At 62.6% G+C, this 16,387-nt stretch carries 17 protein-coding genes; 2 read left to right on the forward strand and 15 right to left on the reverse strand.

From position 1 onward, the window contains the following. Positions 1 to 4 precede the first annotated feature (4 nt). From RQ479_RS10305 to RQ479_RS10320, 4 genes are all read right to left on the reverse strand, one after another. Entirely contained in the window at positions 5 to 268 is a 264-nt protein-coding gene (locus RQ479_RS10305) for a hypothetical protein (RefSeq protein ID WP_352467178.1), read from the reverse strand. 236 nt (positions 269 to 504) lie between these two features. Further along, positions 505 to 1,320, reverse strand: a complete 816-nt coding sequence (locus RQ479_RS10310; protein WP_023719846.1) for a phosphatidylcholine/phosphatidylserine synthase — start codon at positions 1,318 to 1,320, stop codon at positions 505 to 507. Positions 1,321 to 1,323: 3 nt separating this feature from the next. Then, on the reverse strand, positions 1,324 to 2,022 hold the full coding sequence (locus RQ479_RS10315; RefSeq protein ID WP_352615861.1) for a phosphatidylserine decarboxylase: 699 nt from the start codon (positions 2,020 to 2,022) through the stop codon (positions 1,324 to 1,326). A 127-nt stretch (positions 2,023 to 2,149) separates the two neighbouring features. Further along, positions 2,150 to 3,292 (reverse strand): DUF4375 domain-containing protein, encoded by a 1,143-nt coding sequence (locus RQ479_RS10320; protein ID WP_376704993.1) that lies wholly within the window; start codon positions 3,290 to 3,292, stop codon positions 2,150 to 2,152. Between the two features lie 415 nt (positions 3,293 to 3,707). Here RQ479_RS10320 and RQ479_RS10325 point away from each other — a divergent pair, with 415 nt between their 5' ends. Next, complete coding sequence (locus tag RQ479_RS10325; protein WP_376704994.1) at positions 3,708 to 4,574, forward strand: SMP-30/gluconolactonase/LRE family protein; 867 nt, start codon at positions 3,708 to 3,710, stop codon at positions 4,572 to 4,574. Positions 4,575 to 4,580: 6 nt separating this feature from the next. On the opposite strand, the gene RQ479_RS10330 is transcribed toward RQ479_RS10325, so the two are convergent. The 4 genes from RQ479_RS10330 to RQ479_RS10345 all read right to left on the reverse strand — a co-directional run bounded on the left by RQ479_RS10330 (position 4,581) and on the right by RQ479_RS10345 (position 8,785). Next, a complete protein-coding gene (locus RQ479_RS10330; protein WP_376704995.1) occupies positions 4,581 to 4,928 on the reverse strand; it encodes an antibiotic biosynthesis monooxygenase in 348 nt (115 codons plus the stop codon). An 88-nt stretch (positions 4,929 to 5,016) separates the two neighbouring features. Continuing rightward, the gene (locus tag RQ479_RS10335) at positions 5,017 to 6,903 is read right to left on the reverse strand and encodes an ABCB family ABC transporter ATP-binding protein/permease (RefSeq protein ID WP_376704996.1); all 1,887 of its coding nucleotides are present in this window, start codon (positions 6,901 to 6,903) and stop codon (positions 5,017 to 5,019) included. Between the two features lie 20 nt (positions 6,904 to 6,923). Further along, on the reverse strand, positions 6,924 to 7,283 hold the full coding sequence (locus RQ479_RS10340) for an ArsR/SmtB family transcription factor (protein WP_376704997.1): 360 nt from the start codon (positions 7,281 to 7,283) through the stop codon (positions 6,924 to 6,926). Between the two features lie 59 nt (positions 7,284 to 7,342). Next, positions 7,343 to 8,785 carry a LysM peptidoglycan-binding domain-containing protein gene (locus tag RQ479_RS10345; RefSeq protein ID WP_376704998.1) on the reverse strand — a complete coding sequence of 481 codons (1,443 nt, stop codon included), beginning with the start codon at positions 8,783 to 8,785 and terminating at the stop codon, positions 7,343 to 7,345. Positions 8,786 to 8,899: 114 nt separating this feature from the next. On the opposite strand from RQ479_RS10345, the gene RQ479_RS10350 reads away from it, so the two are divergent. After that, positions 8,900 to 9,511, forward strand: a complete 612-nt coding sequence (locus RQ479_RS10350; RefSeq protein WP_352911537.1) for a TIGR00730 family Rossman fold protein — start codon at positions 8,900 to 8,902, stop codon at positions 9,509 to 9,511. Positions 9,512 to 9,682: 171 nt separating this feature from the next. On the opposite strand, the gene rarD is transcribed toward RQ479_RS10350, so the two are convergent. The 7 genes from rarD to cysS all read right to left on the reverse strand — a co-directional run bounded on the left by rarD (position 9,683) and on the right by cysS (position 16,106). Next, the gene (gene rarD, locus RQ479_RS10355; protein WP_376704999.1) at positions 9,683 to 10,615 is read right to left on the reverse strand and encodes an EamA family transporter RarD; all 933 of its coding nucleotides are present in this window, start codon (positions 10,613 to 10,615) and stop codon (positions 9,683 to 9,685) included. A gap of 83 nt (positions 10,616 to 10,698) precedes the next feature. Continuing rightward, entirely contained in the window at positions 10,699 to 12,321 is a 1,623-nt protein-coding gene (gene cimA, locus RQ479_RS10360) for a citramalate synthase (protein WP_376705000.1), read from the reverse strand. Next, the gene (gene pip / locus RQ479_RS10365) at positions 12,318 to 13,274 is read right to left on the reverse strand and encodes a prolyl aminopeptidase (RefSeq protein ID WP_376705001.1); all 957 of its coding nucleotides are present in this window, start codon (positions 13,272 to 13,274) and stop codon (positions 12,318 to 12,320) included. Before pip ends, cimA begins: the two co-directional genes overlap by 4 nt. After that, the gene (locus tag RQ479_RS10370) at positions 13,271 to 13,747 is read right to left on the reverse strand and encodes a GFA family protein (protein WP_352448982.1); all 477 of its coding nucleotides are present in this window, start codon (positions 13,745 to 13,747) and stop codon (positions 13,271 to 13,273) included. The genes pip and RQ479_RS10370 overlap by 4 nt, the downstream gene beginning before the upstream one ends. Next, entirely contained in the window at positions 13,744 to 14,235 is a 492-nt protein-coding gene (locus RQ479_RS10375; RefSeq protein ID WP_376705002.1) for a GFA family protein, read from the reverse strand. Before RQ479_RS10375 ends, RQ479_RS10370 begins: the two co-directional genes overlap by 4 nt. A 6-nt stretch (positions 14,236 to 14,241) precedes the next feature. Next, entirely contained in the window at positions 14,242 to 14,628 is a 387-nt protein-coding gene (locus RQ479_RS10380; RefSeq protein WP_376705003.1) for a VOC family protein, read from the reverse strand. Beyond that, positions 14,625 to 16,106, reverse strand: coding sequence for a cysteine--tRNA ligase (gene cysS, locus RQ479_RS10385; protein WP_376705004.1), 1,482 nt, complete (start codon positions 16,104 to 16,106; stop codon positions 14,625 to 14,627). Before cysS ends, RQ479_RS10380 begins: the two co-directional genes overlap by 4 nt. Positions 16,107 to 16,387: the final 281 nt, after the last annotated feature.

The following is a 16,387-nucleotide window of genomic DNA, read 5'->3' on the forward strand; positions in this document are numbered from 1 at the left end:
AACTCTAGAGGACCACCACCGACAACAGCAGAATGGCGCCGACGGCCATCATCAGCAGGCCCGGCCAGTTCTGCGACAGGCCGAGAAAACGGAGCCCGCGCCGCCGCGGCTCCAAGGTTGGACCTGGTGTTGCGAGATTAGGCGTCGCGCTATCCGGCGCGGTGGAGACAGCGGTCGGCTCACTGAGCCGCCCGCGCATGATGGCTGCTACCGCCATATAGACAAGGCCGGCGACAGTCAGTAACACGCCAATGAGGATGACAGCCATTTCTCCTCGTTTTCCGATGGTTCTGCCGCCCGATGCGGCAGCTTGCGCGACGCTGACCCGTATCACGAGCAGCCGCTCAAACGGATCTACCGACACAAACGGTCAGGCGCCCAGCAAGTTCCGAAAACGCGGTGATGCCCTCCACAGCGCCGCGTCCCCTGCGAGCCGCTCCCTGATCTAAACTGGTGACCCTTTTCGTGCACTGCCAGGCGCAGGAGGAATTGGCACCAAATCTGTCAGCCAATGTCCGAGGACGGCACCTTCTCGCCTTCGCGCTTGGCGCGTCTCGAATAGGCGCGCACGCTGAACGGCAAGAAGAGCAGATAGCCGGCAACCGAGGCCGTCAGCGTGTACCAGGGATAGGTCATCAAAAGCAGGACGTAGAGGACGACTGCGAGGATGATCGGCAGCACCCTGTCGCCTGGTATCCTGACGCTCTTGCCGGAATAGACGGGCAGTCTGCTGACCAGCAGGAACGCCACCAATATTGTAAAGCCGGTGGCAATGAAGGCTGCCAGGCGGCTGGGTTCAAGGCCAAGCCTGAGGAAGAACAGATAGAGCGGCAGCATCACCAGCACCGCACCCGCCGGCGCCGGCACGCCAACGAAATATTCGGTCTGCCACTGCGGACGGTCGAGCTCTTCGTCGAGCACGTTGAAGCGGGCAAGCCTCATCCCACAGGCGATGGTGAACAGCAGCGCCGCGATCCAGCCCGGCGAACCTGCCCTGTCGAGCAGAAAGGCATAGAGCACCAGCGCCGGTGCCACGCCGAAATTGACGATATCGGCCAGCGAATCCATCTGGGCGCCGAATTTGGAAGTCGCCTTCAGCATTCGCGCCAGACGGCCGTCGATACCATCGAGGAAGGCGGCGAGCAGCACCATCACCACCGCCGGCTCGAACCGGCCCTCGAAGCCGAAGCGGATGCCGGACAGGCCGGCGCAGATGGCGAGCACCGTGACCAAATTGGGCAGCACCATGCGCATCGGGATTTCGCGAATGCGAGGGCCACCGCCGCCATGCGCCTCGAATTTCTTGAACGGCGGCGCCACCGGTCAGGAGACCCGCACGAGCGGCGTTGCGGCAACGCCGCCGAATTCCGCCAGCACCGTCTCACCGCCAACCGCGGTCTGGCCGACGGCGACACGCGGCGTCGCGGTCGAGGGCAGGAATACATCGACGCGCGAGCCAAAGCGGATCAGCCCGAAGCGCTCGCCGGTCCCGATGGCGCCGCCGGGCTCGGCCCAGCAGACGATGCGCCGCGCCACGAGGCCGGCAATCTGCACCGCGGCGACCGTTCCATTGGGGCTTTCGATGACCAGCCCGTTGCGCTCGTTCTCGGTGCTTGCCTTGTCGAGTTCGGCGTTGAGGAATTTTCCTGGCCGATGCTCGATCCTGGAAATGCGGCCACGCACCGGGGAGCGGTTAACGTGGCAGGAAAAGACGTTCATGAACACCGAGATGCGGGTCATTTCACCGCCGCCGAGGCCAAGCTCGCGCGGCGGCACGGCCGGGCCGACCGCCGAGACGATGCCGTCGGCAGGGCTGACAACCAGCCGGTCGTCGATCGGCGTGACACGCTCGGGATCGCGGAAGAAATAGGCGCACCAGGCGGTCAGGATGAGACCGATCCAGAACAGGGTCGAGGAGAAATAGCCCAGAAAGAGCGTCGCCGCGCCGAACGCAGCGATAAAGGGATAACCCTCGCGATGGATCGGAACGAACGCATTCTTGATCGTGTCGACGAGGCTCATGGGATGAGGACAACCTTGGTTCCAAGTCCGGCCTCAATAGCGGAAACACCCCGCGGTCGCAACGCGACAATGGGAGCGCTTGGAGGTGGCGGTCGTCGCCGTCTCAGAACGGCCAAGCGAAATCCACTCAGGCACCCGCTGCCGCCGCTTGGTCGAAATACTCCTCGAGCTCGCGCCGATCGGCCTCCGCCAAGCTCTCTTCGTGGGTGCCGCGTAGCACGCCGCCTTTCGGGGTCGACTGGAGGAGGAATACATGCTCGTCGGCCATAACCACCCAGTTCACAACCGCGCCGCCTTCCCTAGGCACGACCGAGTTCGCAGAGACGACAGCATCGGTCGGATCGAACCCGGCCCTGCGCAGCAAGAGGTCGACAGCGACCGGCGCATGATAGGCTGCGGCCAATTCGAGCACCGTTTCTATTGCCTGCGCTTCAACACGGCCAAGTCTCTTGCCGACGCGCGGGGCGCCGGCAGCGAATGGATTCTCGCCCGGACGCGCGACGGACGGATCCTCCGGGGCGATATATTCATAGACGGCCGCATGCGCGGGCGTGGCGACGGCTAGACGCGGCTCCTTGGCATTGGTGCGCAGCTGAAAAGCCAACAGTTTTTCGCCCTCGACGTCCAGCACCCTTGCCATGCCGAGCGCCAGCTTGACCTCGGGCCTAGGCGCCTCGGCGCATGCAAGGCCGACGCCGACGTCACGCCAGCCCGTCATTTGGTTGACCAGCTTGCCAACAGAACGATGGAGTAGCCTCGGCTCGCGCCGGGGATTGGTCACGGCCAGCTGATGGATGGCTTCTCCGTAGTCGGCATCCTCAACGATTGCGAGTTCAGGCCATGAGTTTATCCAGCGAGCCGATAAAGCGAGCATCGATGCGGCCTGATCGGCTTGGTAGAATAGACGGTCGAGCGTACTGAGCTTATCGTCAGTACTTCCTTCGAAGCCTGTCTGTTCCTCAGTCTCCTCGGGGTGCTCCGCGACCCAGGCAGCCATTTGGTCCAAAGTCGCCAGTTGTCCGTACGCACCCATCTCAGCGAGGGCGGTGCGTGCGTCGGCAATGACGGTGTCGAGTTCTTCGCCAGAATTATAGATGAACTGGCTATGGCCGCCATTGTTGACCTCAGCCAAATAGTCATCGGCATGACAGGCCTGCATTGCCTTGGGGCTGATTTCGGTGGAACGGTAAAGGCCTTGCGAGACCATGGCTTCGACGAATTCTCTGATGGCTACAATGAGACCGAAAGGATTGTCGGCCGCGTCTTCCACGACTGAGCGCGGCACGATCACCGAAGATGATGGCTTGCCTGGGAATGACTGCTTGGACCGAGCCGGTGAAATGGTCGCTGATCGCTGAAATTTCTTCTTGGCCCAGCGGGAAAATCTTTCGAACACGCCAAACGCCCTTCATGCTTGCCACAACAGGATTTCTGCGGGCCAACGTGATTCTTGCATTTGACTTTCCCGTCCGCAAGCACCGACCGGTTATACTTCATTGAAGAAGGATGAGTGGAGGCGCACGGCGCATCGCGCGGTTCCGTGCGGCTACTCAGGTCAAATATAAACGACGCCGTCGCCATCCTCATTGTCGGAACGCAGCACTCTCGCCCGTCCTTGGCAAGACAGCGCCTCTCATCGGCCTTTCAGCCATGACGATTTGCGCAAACCCGGAGGTTCTCGGCCCATGCAGAAATCAGCAGCTAGGCAAGTGCAAGTGGTGATGAACGGCTTGGCCTTCGGCGAGTCGCCGCGCTGGCACGATGGCCGGCTGTGGTTCTGCAACTGGGGCACAGGCCAGATCATCGCCGTTGACGCCCTGGGCAACAGCGAGATCGTGCTCACCGTGCCGGCGACCCTGCCCTATTCCATTGACTGGCTTCCGGACGGGCGCCTGCTTGTCGTCTCCGGCCGCGAAGGGCTGATCCTCAGGCAGGAGGCAGACGGGACATTGGTCACCCATGCCGATCTGAGACAACTATCAAAGAGCCCGTGGAACGAGATCGTCGTCGATGGACGCGGCAACATCTATGTCAATGGTGGTGGGCCTGCTCCGGGTCCCGGCCAGCATTTCGGCCCCGGCACCATCGTGCTGGTCGCGCCTGACGGCTCGGTTCTGCAGGTGGCTGAGAACCTCGCCTTCGCCAATGGCATGGCGGTGACGCCTGACAACAAGACGCTTATCGTTGCCGAGTCCCACGCCAGCCGGCTGACCGCCTTCGACATCGCTGCCGACGGCCACCTTTCCAACCGCAGGATCTGGGCCAATGTCGGCAACGGTTTTCCCGACGGCATCTGCCTCGATGCCGAAGGTACGGCCTGGTACGCCGACGTTCCGAACCGGCATTGCGTGCGGGTGCGCGAGGGCGGCGCGATGCTCGAAAGCGTCGATGTCGACCGCGGCTGCTTTGCCTGCATGCTCGGCGGCAGCGAGGGAAAAACGCTGTTCATCGTCGCCGCCGAATGGCGCGGCTTCGAACATATGATCAGCGATGCCCGTACCGGCCAGGTGCTCAGCATCGAGGCTACCGCGCCGGGCGCGGGCTGGCCGTAGAAGAGCTTACACCCCGGGAATCCGCTGATAGTTGGCGATATCGGCCTTGACGCCAAGTCGCGCAATGGTCTCCTGAGGATTGAAGCCGATGCGCTCATGCGCAGCCTTGATGATCGGCACGACCTTGTCGACAGCGGCCTGCCTTTCCCATTCGACAATGGTCACGAGGTTGAACTCGCCCGGCCCCGAGAATTGCTCAAGCAGGAAATCCTGGACGAACCCTTGCTGCTGGCGCAGCAATTCATGCGTCATCCGGACCTTGGCAAGAATCTCCTCGCGGGCGTTGGCCGGAACGACAAACTTGTCCACCCGGAATACGCTGCCGCCACTAAGTGCCTGATTTATCTCACTCATATCGATTGTCTCCGTTTTGAACGACGCATCTTGCTGCGATCCAAAACGGTTTACGATCTCAACTTAAGTTGAGGTCAAGCACGAATTTTCAGCTCACCTCCGAGGTGCGGCGGCGGACGACGACGCCGAACTCGTCGCTTTCGCGGGCAATGCGCAGCCGCTCCTCGGCCTCGCTTGCCTCGCGCTGGCGGTCCCACATGGATGCATAAAGGCCGCGCTTGGCCATCAAGGCGGCATGGGTGCCGCGCTCGGCGATCTGGCCGTCCTGCAGGACGATGATCTCGTCGGCCGAAATCACTGTAGACAGCCGATGGGCGATGACGAGGGTGGTGCGGCCCTGGCTGACCAGCTCGAGTGCCGCCTGGATCTCCTGCTCGGTGTGGCTGTCCAGCGCCGAGGTCGCCTCGTCGAGCATCAGGATCGGCGGTGCCTTCAAGATGGTGCGGGCAATCGCCACCCGCTGCTTCTCGCCGCCGGACAGTTTCAACCCGCGCTCGCCGACCATTGAGCGATAGCCGTCGGGCAGCCGCTCGATGAACGGTCCGATCTGGGCCAGTTCTGCCGCCTTGCGCACATCCTCCTCGCTGGCGCCGATGCGGCCGTACCGGATGTTGTAGGCGATGGTGTCGTTAAACAGCACCGTGTCCTGCGGCACCATGCCGATGGCGGCGCGCAAGCTCTCCTGCTTGACGTCGCGAATGTCCTGGCCGTCGATCAGAATCTTGCCGCGCTGAATGTCGTAGAAACGAAACAAAAGCCGCGAAATGGTCGACTTTCCGGCTCCGGAGGGGCCGACGATGGCCACCGTCTTGCCGGCCGGCACCTCGAAGCTGATGCCTTTCAGGATCTTGCGGTTGGGGTCGTAGGAAAAATGCACGTCGCGGAACTCGACCTTGCCGGCTTCGACGACCAGTGGCTTGGCGCCCGGCCGATCGACGATCTCGCGCTTGACGTCGAGCAGATCGAACATGTTTTCGATGTCGGTCAGGCCCTGGCGAATTTCGCGATAGATCATGCCGATGAAATTCAGCGGCACCGAAAGCTGCATGAGCATGGCGTTGACGAAGACGAAATCGCCGACGCTCTGTGTGCCTGCCTTTACCTCGAGCGCCGACATCACCATGACGACGGTCATGCCGATGCCGAAGATCACACCTTGGCCGAAGTTCAGCCAGCCAAGCGAGGTCCAAGTCCTGGTCGCCGCCACCTCATAGCGCGCCGTGGACCGGTCGAAGCGCTCGGCCTCCATGGCTTCGTTGTTGAAATATTTGACTGTTTCGTAGTTGAGCAGCGAATCGATCGCCTTCGTGCTGGCTTCATTGTCGCTGTCGTTCATCTCGCGGCGGATCGAAATGCGCCAATCGCTCGCCCTGACGGTGAACCAGACATAGAGCCATACCGTGACCGCGATCACCAAGACGTATTGCCAGCCATAGGTGACGGCGAAGATGCCGGCGGTGAGCGCGAATTCGACGATTGTCGGTGCCGTGGCCAGCATGGTGAAGCGGACGATCGTCTCGATGCCCTTGGTGCCGCGCTCGATGACGCGCGACAGTCCGCCGGTGCGCCGTTCGAGGTGGAAGCGCAGCGACAGTTCGTGCATGTGGACGAAGGTGCGGAAGGCGAGCCGGCGCACCGCATGCTGGCCGACCCGAGCAAACAGGGCGTCGCGCAACTGGTTGAAGCCGAGCTGCACCAGCCGCACGGCATTGTAGGCGACAACCAGCATGACCGGCGCCAGCAGGAAGGCCGGCAGCGGCGGCGGCGATTTGGCATCGCCGGCCAGTGCGTCGGTCGCCCATTTGAAGAAATAGGGTCCGGCCACCAGGGTCAGCTTGGCAACGACCAGCAGTACGGTTGCCCACACCACCCGAGCCCTTAGGTCGGCGCGGTCGGCCGGCCACATATACGGCCAGAGATTGCGCAACGTTCTGAAGGTCGAGCCGGAATCGGCGGAAACGGTTTTCTCGGCCATTCTTGTTTACCTTTTATATCTTAGCGGCCGGAGCAGCAGGAATCGACCAGCGCGGCTAACGATGCGGAAACATCGGCGAGCGCGGCACGGTCGAGTTCATAGCGCGAGCGCTGGCGGTCAGGCTCGAAGCGGATCAGCCCGGCCTCGACCAGTATCTTCAAATGCTGGGAAACGGTGGACTGCGCCAGGTCGAGATGCTCGACGACCTCGCGGCAGCAGCAGGAACGGCTGGCGGAAAGGAGTTTGAGAATGTCGATCCGCGCTGGATGCGAAAGGGCCGCGAGCCGGACAGCGACGGCGCGGCTATCCGGCGTGCAGTTGGCCGGCGCGTGTTCATCTGCCGCGCGGCGTCGGTCCGTTACGAGGGGGGATTCGGTCATCGTCCATCGGCGATAAACGATGACTGGCCCTGCCGCAAGCTATCCTGATGGGCAGAACGCTACTCGGCCTTGGCTGGCGCCGTCGTCATCTGGTCACCCATTGCCTTGAGATCGGCGGGCTCGCCTTCCTTCGATTTCTCCGGCACCTTGAACACCTGCCCCGGCCAGATGCGGTTCGGATTGCTGATCTGGTCCTGGTTGGCGAGATAGATGGTCGAGTAGCGCATGCCCTGGCCATAGACCCGCTGCGAAATCCGCCACAGCGTGTCATGGCGGCGGATAATGACTGCGCCATCGGCATGTTCGAGCTTTGGAGCCACGGTCTCGGGAGTTTCGCCCGAAGGCGTTGTGGCCATTTCGGCCGGAGCCTCGGTGGCAGGAGTGGGCGCAGTTGCGGGCGTTTCGGCGACTGTTGCCGGTGTAGCCGGCGCGGCTTTGGTCGCCGGAGCATTCGGCTCGGCTGGTTTTATCTCGGCAGGCTTTGGCTCGGCGGGCGCGACGGCGGCAACCGCCTCGCCCGGCTCGCGTTCGAACGGCACGGCGGCACGAGCCACCACCGTCACCCCGTCGGCGTCGAGCGCGTCGACATGAATGGTGTAGGTGCCGACCGGAATGTCGCGTGTCGCTTCGACCAGGAAGTGGCGGTCCGGCGAGGTCTTCGCGTCGCCGAGCAGGATATCGTTGGCATAGGCGCGCACCTTGCGGCCGGGATCAGCGACGCCGGCAACGAAAATCTTGTCGCCGTCGATTTCGACGGCTTCGACGACGATCTTGGGCTCCGCCGCGGGAGCGGCAGGCGCTGCCGGTGTGGCGGGCGCTGCCGGAGCCGGTGCGGCTTCAATGACGGCCGGGGCGGCTGGCGCCGGCGCGGCGGCGGCCGGCAGTTCGGTGCCGGTGGCAGGCGGCGAGGCATCAGATTTTGCCTCAGGAGCCGGAACAGTGAGCAGTTCGGACGGCTTGCCCGGCTCCTCGACCATTGCCAGGACTTGGCCGGCGGAATTCTGGGGGATCGAAACAACGGCCGTCTGCGCCGAGGCGATCACGACATTGCCAGCCGTAGAGCGCAGTGTGATCGTGTAGTCGCCGGGCTTCAGCGGATCGTCGAGAATAATGGCAAAGGCGCCGTCGGGACCGGCGACCGTCGAGCCGAGCACAGTCGAACCGTTGAGAATCTCGACCTTGGCGTTGGGCGGCGCATAGCCAGCGACGACGATCGAGCCGTTACTTTCGACGCGCACGATGTCGAAGGTCGGCACGATTGCACCTGCTGCGGCCGGCGCGGCGGGCGCTGCCGCATCGGTGGACGCGGCGGGCGCAGGCGGCAGCCGGCCCTCGGTCGCCGGAGCGGCCGGTTTCGAAGCCGGCGGCGTCAGCGCAGCAACCTCCGCAGGCGGTGTGGAATTGAGATACGGGTCGAGTGCGCCCGATACATAGGCGGTTCCGGCCGCGGCGACAGAGCCGCCAGCCGCGAACAAAAACGCCTTCAATGGATTAATAGCCATGTTTCCCTGCCCCTTAGCCACCTAATTTCGGTCTAGCCTGTTTTGCCAAAGCCGACAAGAAAAAGCCCGCCCCGGGGCTTGACCATGCCAATAGTCCCTATCACCAATCATAACATGAACACGATTCGATCTGTCTGCGTCTATTGCGGCTCGTCCCCGGGCCGAGATGAAACCTATATCAAGGCCGGACACCTGCTTGGCCGCTCGATCGCCAAGTCCGGCCTGCGTCTGATTTATGGCGGCGGCACTAAAGGTATCATGGGTGCCGTCGCTGAAGGGGCATTAAAGGCTGGCGGCAAGGTAACGGGCATCATTCCACGTTTTCTGATCAACCGGGAGGCGACCGAAACCGCGCTTAACCGGCTTGACGAGCTCGTCATCACCGACAACATGCACGAGCGCAAACACAGGATGTTCGAGAAATCCGACGCCTTTGTGGCGTTGCCCGGCGGCATCGGCACGGTCGAGGAGATCGTCGAGATCATGACTTGGGCGCAGCTCGGCCATCATCGCAAGCCGATCGTCTTCGGCAACATTGGAGGGTTCTGGGATCCGATGCTGGCGTTGCTCGACCACATGGCAACGGAGGGCTTCATCCACACGGCGCAACGGGTCAAGCCGCTGGTGGTCGAGGACCCGGAAGCAATCGTCGCCGCTATCATGGTGGCGGGCTCCTCCGTAGATGCACCGACGGAGGGCGTGCAGTCGGTGATTGATAAGATGTAGAGTGAATGGTGAATGGTGAATGGTGAATGGTGAATGGTGAAGTACAAGACCTTCCGAACCGGCGCCTGTCTATCCCCTACTGACTATTCACCATTCACTATTCACTATTCACCCCTGCCCTACCGCCCTCCTTAAGTCCGCAATGACCGCACGCTTGTCCTGACTTCTTCGTTAGGCGGCTCGAGCGGATGCGGCAACGGTCTTGCGCGCCGAAGAAAACATCGACCAGGAGTACATCGCCAGCGCCGCCCAGATCAGCCCGAAGGCTATGGCCTGAACGGTGCCGAAAGGTTCGCCGAAAATCAGCACCGCGATCAAAAAGACGATCGTCGGCGCGATATATTGCATGATGCCGATGGTGGAGAGGCGCAGCAGCCGGGCGCCGAACGCAAACAACAGCAGCGGCACGGCGGTGACCGGACCGCAGCCAATCAGCAAGGCGGTGTCGTTCAGCGAGCTGGAGACGAAATGATCCTGTCCTGTGGCGATCAGGAAGACGATGTAGCCGAACGCCGGCACCGACAGCAGCAGCACTTCAAGCAGGAAGCCCTGGCTCGGGCCGATTGGCAGCGTCTTGCGGAAGAAGCCATAGGCGGCAAAGGAAAAGGCCAGCACCAGCGACACCCAAGGCAGCTTGCCCGCGTTGATGGTCAGCACCGCGACCGCGATTGCTGCCAGCACCACCGCCGCGATCTGCAGGCGGTCGAGCCGCTCGCCGAGCAGCAGCGCGCCGACAACGACGCTGACCAGCGGGTTGATGTAATAGCCGAGCGCCGTCTCGATGGTGCGGTCGACCGCGATCGCCCAGACATAGATGCCCCAGTTGACCGAGATCAGCGCCGCCGTCAGCACCGCCATCGAAATGATGCGCGGCGAACGAACTGCCGCTTTGAAATCGGCGGTGCGACCGGCCCAGACCAGGACAGCGGCCGCGATTGGCACCGACCAGACGATGCGGTGGGCGATGACTTCGGCCAGCGGCAGATGTGCGACAGCCTTCATGTAGAAGGGCAGCAGCCCCCAAAGCAGGTAGGCGCCGAGGGCCAGCAGGAAGCCGCGACGAGCTTTGGTGTCGGTCTCGATTTGAAGTGCTTGGGTAGTCATGGCCCAAGGCTATGCGCCAGCAGCTTGCCCAAAACCATCGCAAATTGCTGATGGATCAATGGAGTCTCGCTGATGGTTCAACGCTACTCCGCCGCCGCCAATCCCGCCATGTCGCGGTTCTTCATCAGCTTGTAGACGATCGAATCCATCAGCGCCTGGAACGAAGCATCGATGATGTTTTCGGAGACGCCGACCGTCCACCAGCGCGCGCCGGTGCCATCATGCGATTCGATCAGCACGCGGGTGATCGCCTCGGTGCCGCCATTGAGGATACGCACCTTGAAGTCGGCCAGTTCGAGATCGGCGATCTCGCTCTGGAATTTGCCGAGATCCTTGCGCAGCGCAATGTCGAGCGCGTTGACCGGGCCATGGCCTTCGGCGACCGACATCTTCTCCTCGCCCTCGACCAGCACCTTCACGATCGCCTCCGAGACCGTCTTCAGCTGGCCGTTGGCGTCGAAGCGGCGCTCGACCATGCAGCGGAAGGAGGTGACGCGGAAGAATTCCGGCAGGCCGTGCAGCATCTTGCGCGCCAGAAGCTCGAAGCTGGCGTCGGCTCCCTCGTAGGCGTAGCCCTCGGCCTCGCGCTCCTTGACCACGGCGATCAGCGCATCGAGGCGATGGTCGTCCCGGGGCATGTCGATGCCGCGCCGTTTCAGCTCGGCCAAGAAATTGGCCTTGCCTCCTTGGTCCGAAACCATGACGCGGCGGCGGTTGCCGACCGTTTCTGGCGGCACATGCTCATAGGTCGCCGGCTCCTTGGCCAGTGCCGAGGCATGGATGCCGGCCTTGGTGGCGAAAGCGGAGGCACCGACATAGGGCGCCTGCGCTTCCGGCGCGCGGTTCAGCAACTCGTCGAAGGCGCGGGACAGGCGCGATACACCGGTCAACGCCTCTGCCGAAATCCCTGTGGCAAAGCGGCGGGAAAACGCTGGCTTCAACGCCAATGTCGGCACGATCGAGATCAGGTTGGCGTTGCCGCAGCGCTCGCCGATACCGTTCAGCGTGCCCTGGATCTGGCGCACGCCGGCCTCCACGGCAGCAAGCGAATTTGCCACCGCCTGGCCTGTGTCGTCATGGGCGTGGATGCCGAGATGGTCGCCCGGTATGCCAGCGGCGATCACCTTTTCGACGATGGCGCGCACCTCGGAGGGCTGCGTGCCGCCATTGGTGTCGCACAGCACCACCCAGCGCGCGCCGGCTTTATAAGCCGTCCTGGCGCAGGCCAGCGCATAATCGGGGTTGGCCTTGAAGCCGTCGAAGAAATGCTCGCAGTCGACCATCGCCTCCTTGCCGGCAGTGAGCGCCGCCTCGACCGAGGCCTTGATCGCCTCGAGGTTCTCCTCATTGGTGCAGCCGAGCGCGACGCGGACATGGTAGTCCCAACTCTTGGCGACGAAGCAGATGGCGTCCGACTTCGACTGGACCAGCGCGGCAAGGCCGGGATCGTTCGAGATCGACACTCCTGCCCGTTTGGTCATGCCAAAGGCAACGAACTTGGCATCGGCCGTGCGACGCTCGGCAAAGAAGGCGGTGTCGGTTGGATTAGCGCCGGGGTAGCCGCCCTCGACGTAGTCGACGCCGAACTCGTCGAGCAGCTTGGCGATGGCGATCTTGTCCTCGACGGAAAAGTCGATACCCGGCGTCTGCTGACCATCGCGCAGCGTGGTGTCGAACAGATATAGGCGCTCGCGAGCCATGGTCATTTCCCGGCAAACATGTCCGTTGCGCGGATCAGCCTGTCGAGGATGCCCGGCTCCGAATAGGCGTGGCCGGCGCCTTCGATCAGATGGAAGTCCGCTTTCGGCCACGCCTTGTGCAGCGCCCAGGCATAGCGCGCCGAGCAAGGCATGTCGTAGCGGCCGTGAACGATGGTACCCGGGATATCCTTAAGCTTCCATGCATCGCGCAGCAGCTGTCCCTCTTCAAGCCAGCCGGCATGGACGAAGTAGTGGTTCTCGATGCGGGCGAAAGCCAGGGCATAATCATCCTGGCCGAAGGGACCACTGGTTTCCGGTTCCGGCAGCAGCGTGATCGTCTCGCCCTCCCACAGGCTCCAGGCGCGAGCGGCCTCGACCCGCGCCACAGGATCGCTGCCGACCAGCCGTTTGCGATAGGCGGCCATCATGTCGCCACGCTCAGCCTCCGGGATCGGCGCCAGAAACCGCTCCCACTTGTCGGGGAACATCTCTGACACGCCGAACTGGTAATACCATTCGAGTTCGGCGCGAGTCAGCGTGTAGATGCCGCGCACGACCAGTTCGCTGACCCGCTCGGGGTGTTTCTCGGCATAGGCCAGTGCCAGCGTCGAACCCCACGAGCCGCCGAACACCAGCCATTTGTCGAAGCCGCACATTTTTCGCAGGCGCTCGATGTCGGCGACCAGGTGCCAGGTGGTGTTGGCTTCGAGAGAGGCATTGGGCGTCGATTTTCCGCAGCCGCGCTGGTCGAACAGGACGACGTCGTACAGTTTCGGATCGAACAGCCGCCGGTGCTTTGGCGAGATGGTGCCGCCCGGCCCGCCATGCAGGAACACAGCCGGCTTGGCACCGCGGGTGCCGGAGCGCTCCCAATAAACCTGATGGCCATCGCCAACGTCGAGCATGCCGGACTCGAAAGCCTCGATCTCGGGATAGAGGGTACGGAATTCGCTGCTCATAATTTCAAGCCCTGCTGCGGCCAGTTGGCCGTCTCGTGATCGGGATGCTGGAAGGAGATGATGGATTCCTGTCGCGCGTAGAAATCCGGGTCGTCATGGATCGGCGCGTCGAAGATCGTCTCGACCCAGGGCAGCCTGGCGGCGTAGTTGACCTGGATCTGCGGCGCCAGATCGGAACGGTCGTCGAAGGCGCCGATGGCGATCTCCAGCGCACCGGGCTGGCGGTAGGTCAGCGGTGTGCCGCAGCGGGCGCAGAAGCCGCGATCGATGTTGACCGACGACTGAAAGTAACTCGGCTCCTCGCGCACCCATTCGACGCCGTCGCTCGGCACTGTCACCAGCGCGCCGAAAAACGACCCGAACTGTTTCTGGCACATGCGGCAATGACAAATGGACGGGCGGCCGAGCGCCCCGTGGATGCGGAAGCGCACGGCGCCGCACTGGCAGCCGCCGGTACGAACGGTTTCGGTCATGATTTTTCCTCCGTCGGCCATTGTTCGGTGTCGTGGTCGGGATGTTGGTAGGAGACGAGATCGGCGAGATAGGAGGCAGACGAAACGTCGGCCATTGTCTCCTCACCGGGCAATTCGTGGACGTGATCTACGTAGGGGAGCTTGGCTTCGACACCCCATTGGATGGTCGGCGCGATCTCCTCGGGGTGGTCGAATGCAGCGATGGCGAGCGCCACGCCGTCGGGCGCTTCGAAGGTCAGCGGCGTACCGCATTCGGCGCAGAAACCGCGCAAAGCCGCATTGGACGAGCGGAAGCGTTTGGGCTCACCGCGCGTCCAGTCCAGCCTTGCGCCGCGCACCGAGACCAGCGGCAGGTAGAAATTGCCGCTCGCCTTCTGGCACATGCGGCAATGGCAGACGGAAGCATCGCCGAGCGCGCCTTCGACGCGGAAGCGCACCGCGCCGCACTGGCAGCCGCCTGAATACACCGGTTTGTTGTCGAGGCTCATCGCGCATTACTCCGGAGCATGGCAGACCGCCTCGATATTGTTGCCGTCCGGATCGAAGACGAAGGCAGCGTAATAGTTGGGGTGGTAGTGCGGTCGCAGGCCCGGCCCGCCATTGTCCTTGCCGCCGGCGGCGATCGCAGCGGCGTGAAAGGCTTCGACCTCGGCGCGGCCGCGCGCGGTGAAAGCGACATGCTGATGATCCTTCGGCTTGTCCTTGCCGGCATGCAGCCAAAACACCGGCCGGTCGCGGCCGTAACCGCCGACCTTGGCGCCACCGGTGTATTCCTGCGGCACCATATAAAGCAGCGAGGCGCCGAGCGGCGCCATCGCCCTGTCGTAAAAAGCCTTCGACGCGTCGAAATCCGAAACGGTGATGCCGAGATGATCGATCATCTTTTTACCTCCCAGGTGGTGATGCGTTCGCCGGTGACGGGGTCCTTGCCGTCCTTCAACTGGATGCCTTGCGCCAGCAACTCGTCGCGGATGCGGTCGGCGTCGGCCCAGTTCTTGGCGGCGATCAGCGCGAGCCGTTTGGCGATTCTGTTGTTGATTGTCTCCCTAAGCTGCTCGATATCCACACCTGCGCTAGCAGCTCTCTTACTAGTCCAGGACTGGATTGATTGATGTTCGAAGCCGAGTACATCGAGGCAGAACCGTAGCCTTGATCCAAAGGCGCCTTCAACGTCGTGGACAATTTTGTTCCGTAACGTTTGGACATATTTGATTGCCTCGGTCGTATTTAAGTCGTCGCCCAAAACCCGTAAAAACTCTGTATCTCGAACGCCGTTAGGATATTGGGAACCGAGCGTTATGAGATCGTTTGCGATCTTCAGAGCCTCTTCCAGCTTGCGCACGGAAAAGTCGATCGGCTCGCGATAGTGCGTCATCAGCATCGCCAGCCTGAGCACCTCGCCCGGCCATTTGCGGCCGCCAAAGGTCTCCGTCTCCAGCAATTCGGTGATCGAATAGAAATTGCCCAGGCTCTTGGACATCTTCTGCCCTTCGACCTGCAGGAACCCATTGTGCATCCACACCTTGGCCATCGTTTCGGTGCCGTGGGCGCAACGCGACTGCGCGATCTCGTTCTCGTGGTGCGGAAAGATCAGGTCGAGACCACCGCCATGGATGTCGAACACCTCGCCGAGATAGGCGGCCGACATCGCCGAGCACTCGATGTGCCAGCCCGGCCGACCCCTGCCCCACGGGCTGTCCCAGCCCGGTTCCTCGGGCGAAGACAATTTCCACAGCACGAAATCCTGCGGGTTCTTCTTGTGCGCGTCGACGGCGACGCGGGCGCCGGCCTGCTGCTCGTCGAGATTGCGCTTCGACAACTGCCCATAATCCGGCATGGAAGCGGTGTCGAACAGGACTTCTCCAGCCGCGACATAGGCATGGCCGCGTTCGATCAAGCGTTGAATCAAGAAGATCATGTCGACCTTGCCGTCGGGCCTGGGCTCGACGAACTCGGTGGCGCGCGGCTCGACCGTCGGCTCCAGGCAACCGAGCGCCGCCACGTCCTTGTGGAACTGACCGGCGGTCTTTTCGGTGACCCGCCTGATCGCTTCGTTCAGCGACAGCTTGCCCGATGCAATCTCGTCGCCGAAATCACGCAGTGCGCGGGCGTTGATCTTGTCGTCGACGTCCGTGATGTTGCGGACGTAAGTGACTTGCGCTTGCCCGTAGAGATGGCGCAGCAAACGGAACAGCACGTCGAAGACGATCACCGGCCGCGCATTGCCGATATGGGCGAAGTCGTAGACCGTCGGGCCGCAGACGTACATGCGCACGTTGCGCGGATCGATCGGGAAGAAATCTTCCTTGCTCCGCGTTAGCGTGTTGTAGAGGCGCAGGCTCTTCGATGCGTCAGACATACGTGCGTTTCCGGTGCGTTACTTTGTTTGAGCATGATCTTTTGGGATCCTGCTCTGGATGGAGTCGGTTACGCCGAGGCGCAAATCGGGCTCCAGCCTGCTGGCCGGGGCGTTTGTCCAATCTGGGAGGAGATGAGGCGAAAACGTCCAGGACCAGCGCGAGGCTAGCCGATAATGCAAATGCCACAAATGGCGAAAGACGTTCTCATGGCCGGCTTTATCGCCTTGCCCGGTGTTGCCGTCAAGTCGCTACCTTCGCCAAAAATATCGTTGGCTCACAG

The sequence above is a fragment of the Mesorhizobium sp. ISC25 genome (genome assembly GCF_042295465.1).
GTDB lineage: Bacteria > Pseudomonadota > Alphaproteobacteria > Rhizobiales > Rhizobiaceae > Mesorhizobium.

Excerpts from the sequence above, each read along its gene's own strand:
- RQ479_RS10305 (WP_352467178.1), bottom strand. The coding sequence starts at position 268 with ATGGCTGTCATCCTCATTGGCGTGTTACTGACTGTCGCCGGCCTTGTC.
- RQ479_RS10315 (WP_352615861.1), bottom strand. The coding sequence starts at position 2,022 with ATGAGCCTCGTCGACACGATCAAGAATGCGTTCGTTCCGATCCATCGC.
- RQ479_RS10325 (WP_376704994.1), top strand. The coding sequence starts at position 3,708 with ATGCAGAAATCAGCAGCTAGGCAAGTGCAAGTGGTGATGAACGGCTTG.
- RQ479_RS10330 (WP_376704995.1), bottom strand. The coding sequence starts at position 4,928 with ATGAGTGAGATAAATCAGGCACTTAGTGGCGGCAGCGTATTCCGGGTG.
- RQ479_RS10335 (WP_376704996.1), bottom strand. The coding sequence starts at position 6,903 with ATGGCCGAGAAAACCGTTTCCGCCGATTCCGGCTCGACCTTCAGAACG.
- RQ479_RS10340 (WP_376704997.1), bottom strand. The coding sequence starts at position 7,283 with ATGACCGAATCCCCCCTCGTAACGGACCGACGCCGCGCGGCAGATGAA.
- RQ479_RS10345 (WP_376704998.1), bottom strand. The coding sequence starts at position 8,785 with ATGGCTATTAATCCATTGAAGGCGTTTTTGTTCGCGGCTGGCGGCTCT.
- RQ479_RS10350 (WP_352911537.1), top strand. The coding sequence starts at position 8,900 with ATGAACACGATTCGATCTGTCTGCGTCTATTGCGGCTCGTCCCCGGGC.
- rarD (WP_376704999.1), bottom strand. The coding sequence starts at position 10,615 with ATGACTACCCAAGCACTTCAAATCGAGACCGACACCAAAGCTCGTCGC.
- cimA (WP_376705000.1), bottom strand. The coding sequence starts at position 12,321 with ATGACCATGGCTCGCGAGCGCCTATATCTGTTCGACACCACGCTGCGC.
- pip (WP_376705001.1), bottom strand. The coding sequence starts at position 13,274 with ATGAGCAGCGAATTCCGTACCCTCTATCCCGAGATCGAGGCTTTCGAG.
- RQ479_RS10370 (WP_352448982.1), bottom strand. The coding sequence starts at position 13,747 with ATGACCGAAACCGTTCGTACCGGCGGCTGCCAGTGCGGCGCCGTGCGC.
- RQ479_RS10375 (WP_376705002.1), bottom strand. The coding sequence starts at position 14,235 with ATGAGCCTCGACAACAAACCGGTGTATTCAGGCGGCTGCCAGTGCGGC.
- RQ479_RS10380 (WP_376705003.1), bottom strand. The coding sequence starts at position 14,628 with ATGATCGATCATCTCGGCATCACCGTTTCGGATTTCGACGCGTCGAAG.
- cysS (WP_376705004.1), bottom strand. The coding sequence starts at position 16,106 with ATGTCTGACGCATCGAAGAGCCTGCGCCTCTACAACACGCTAACGCGG.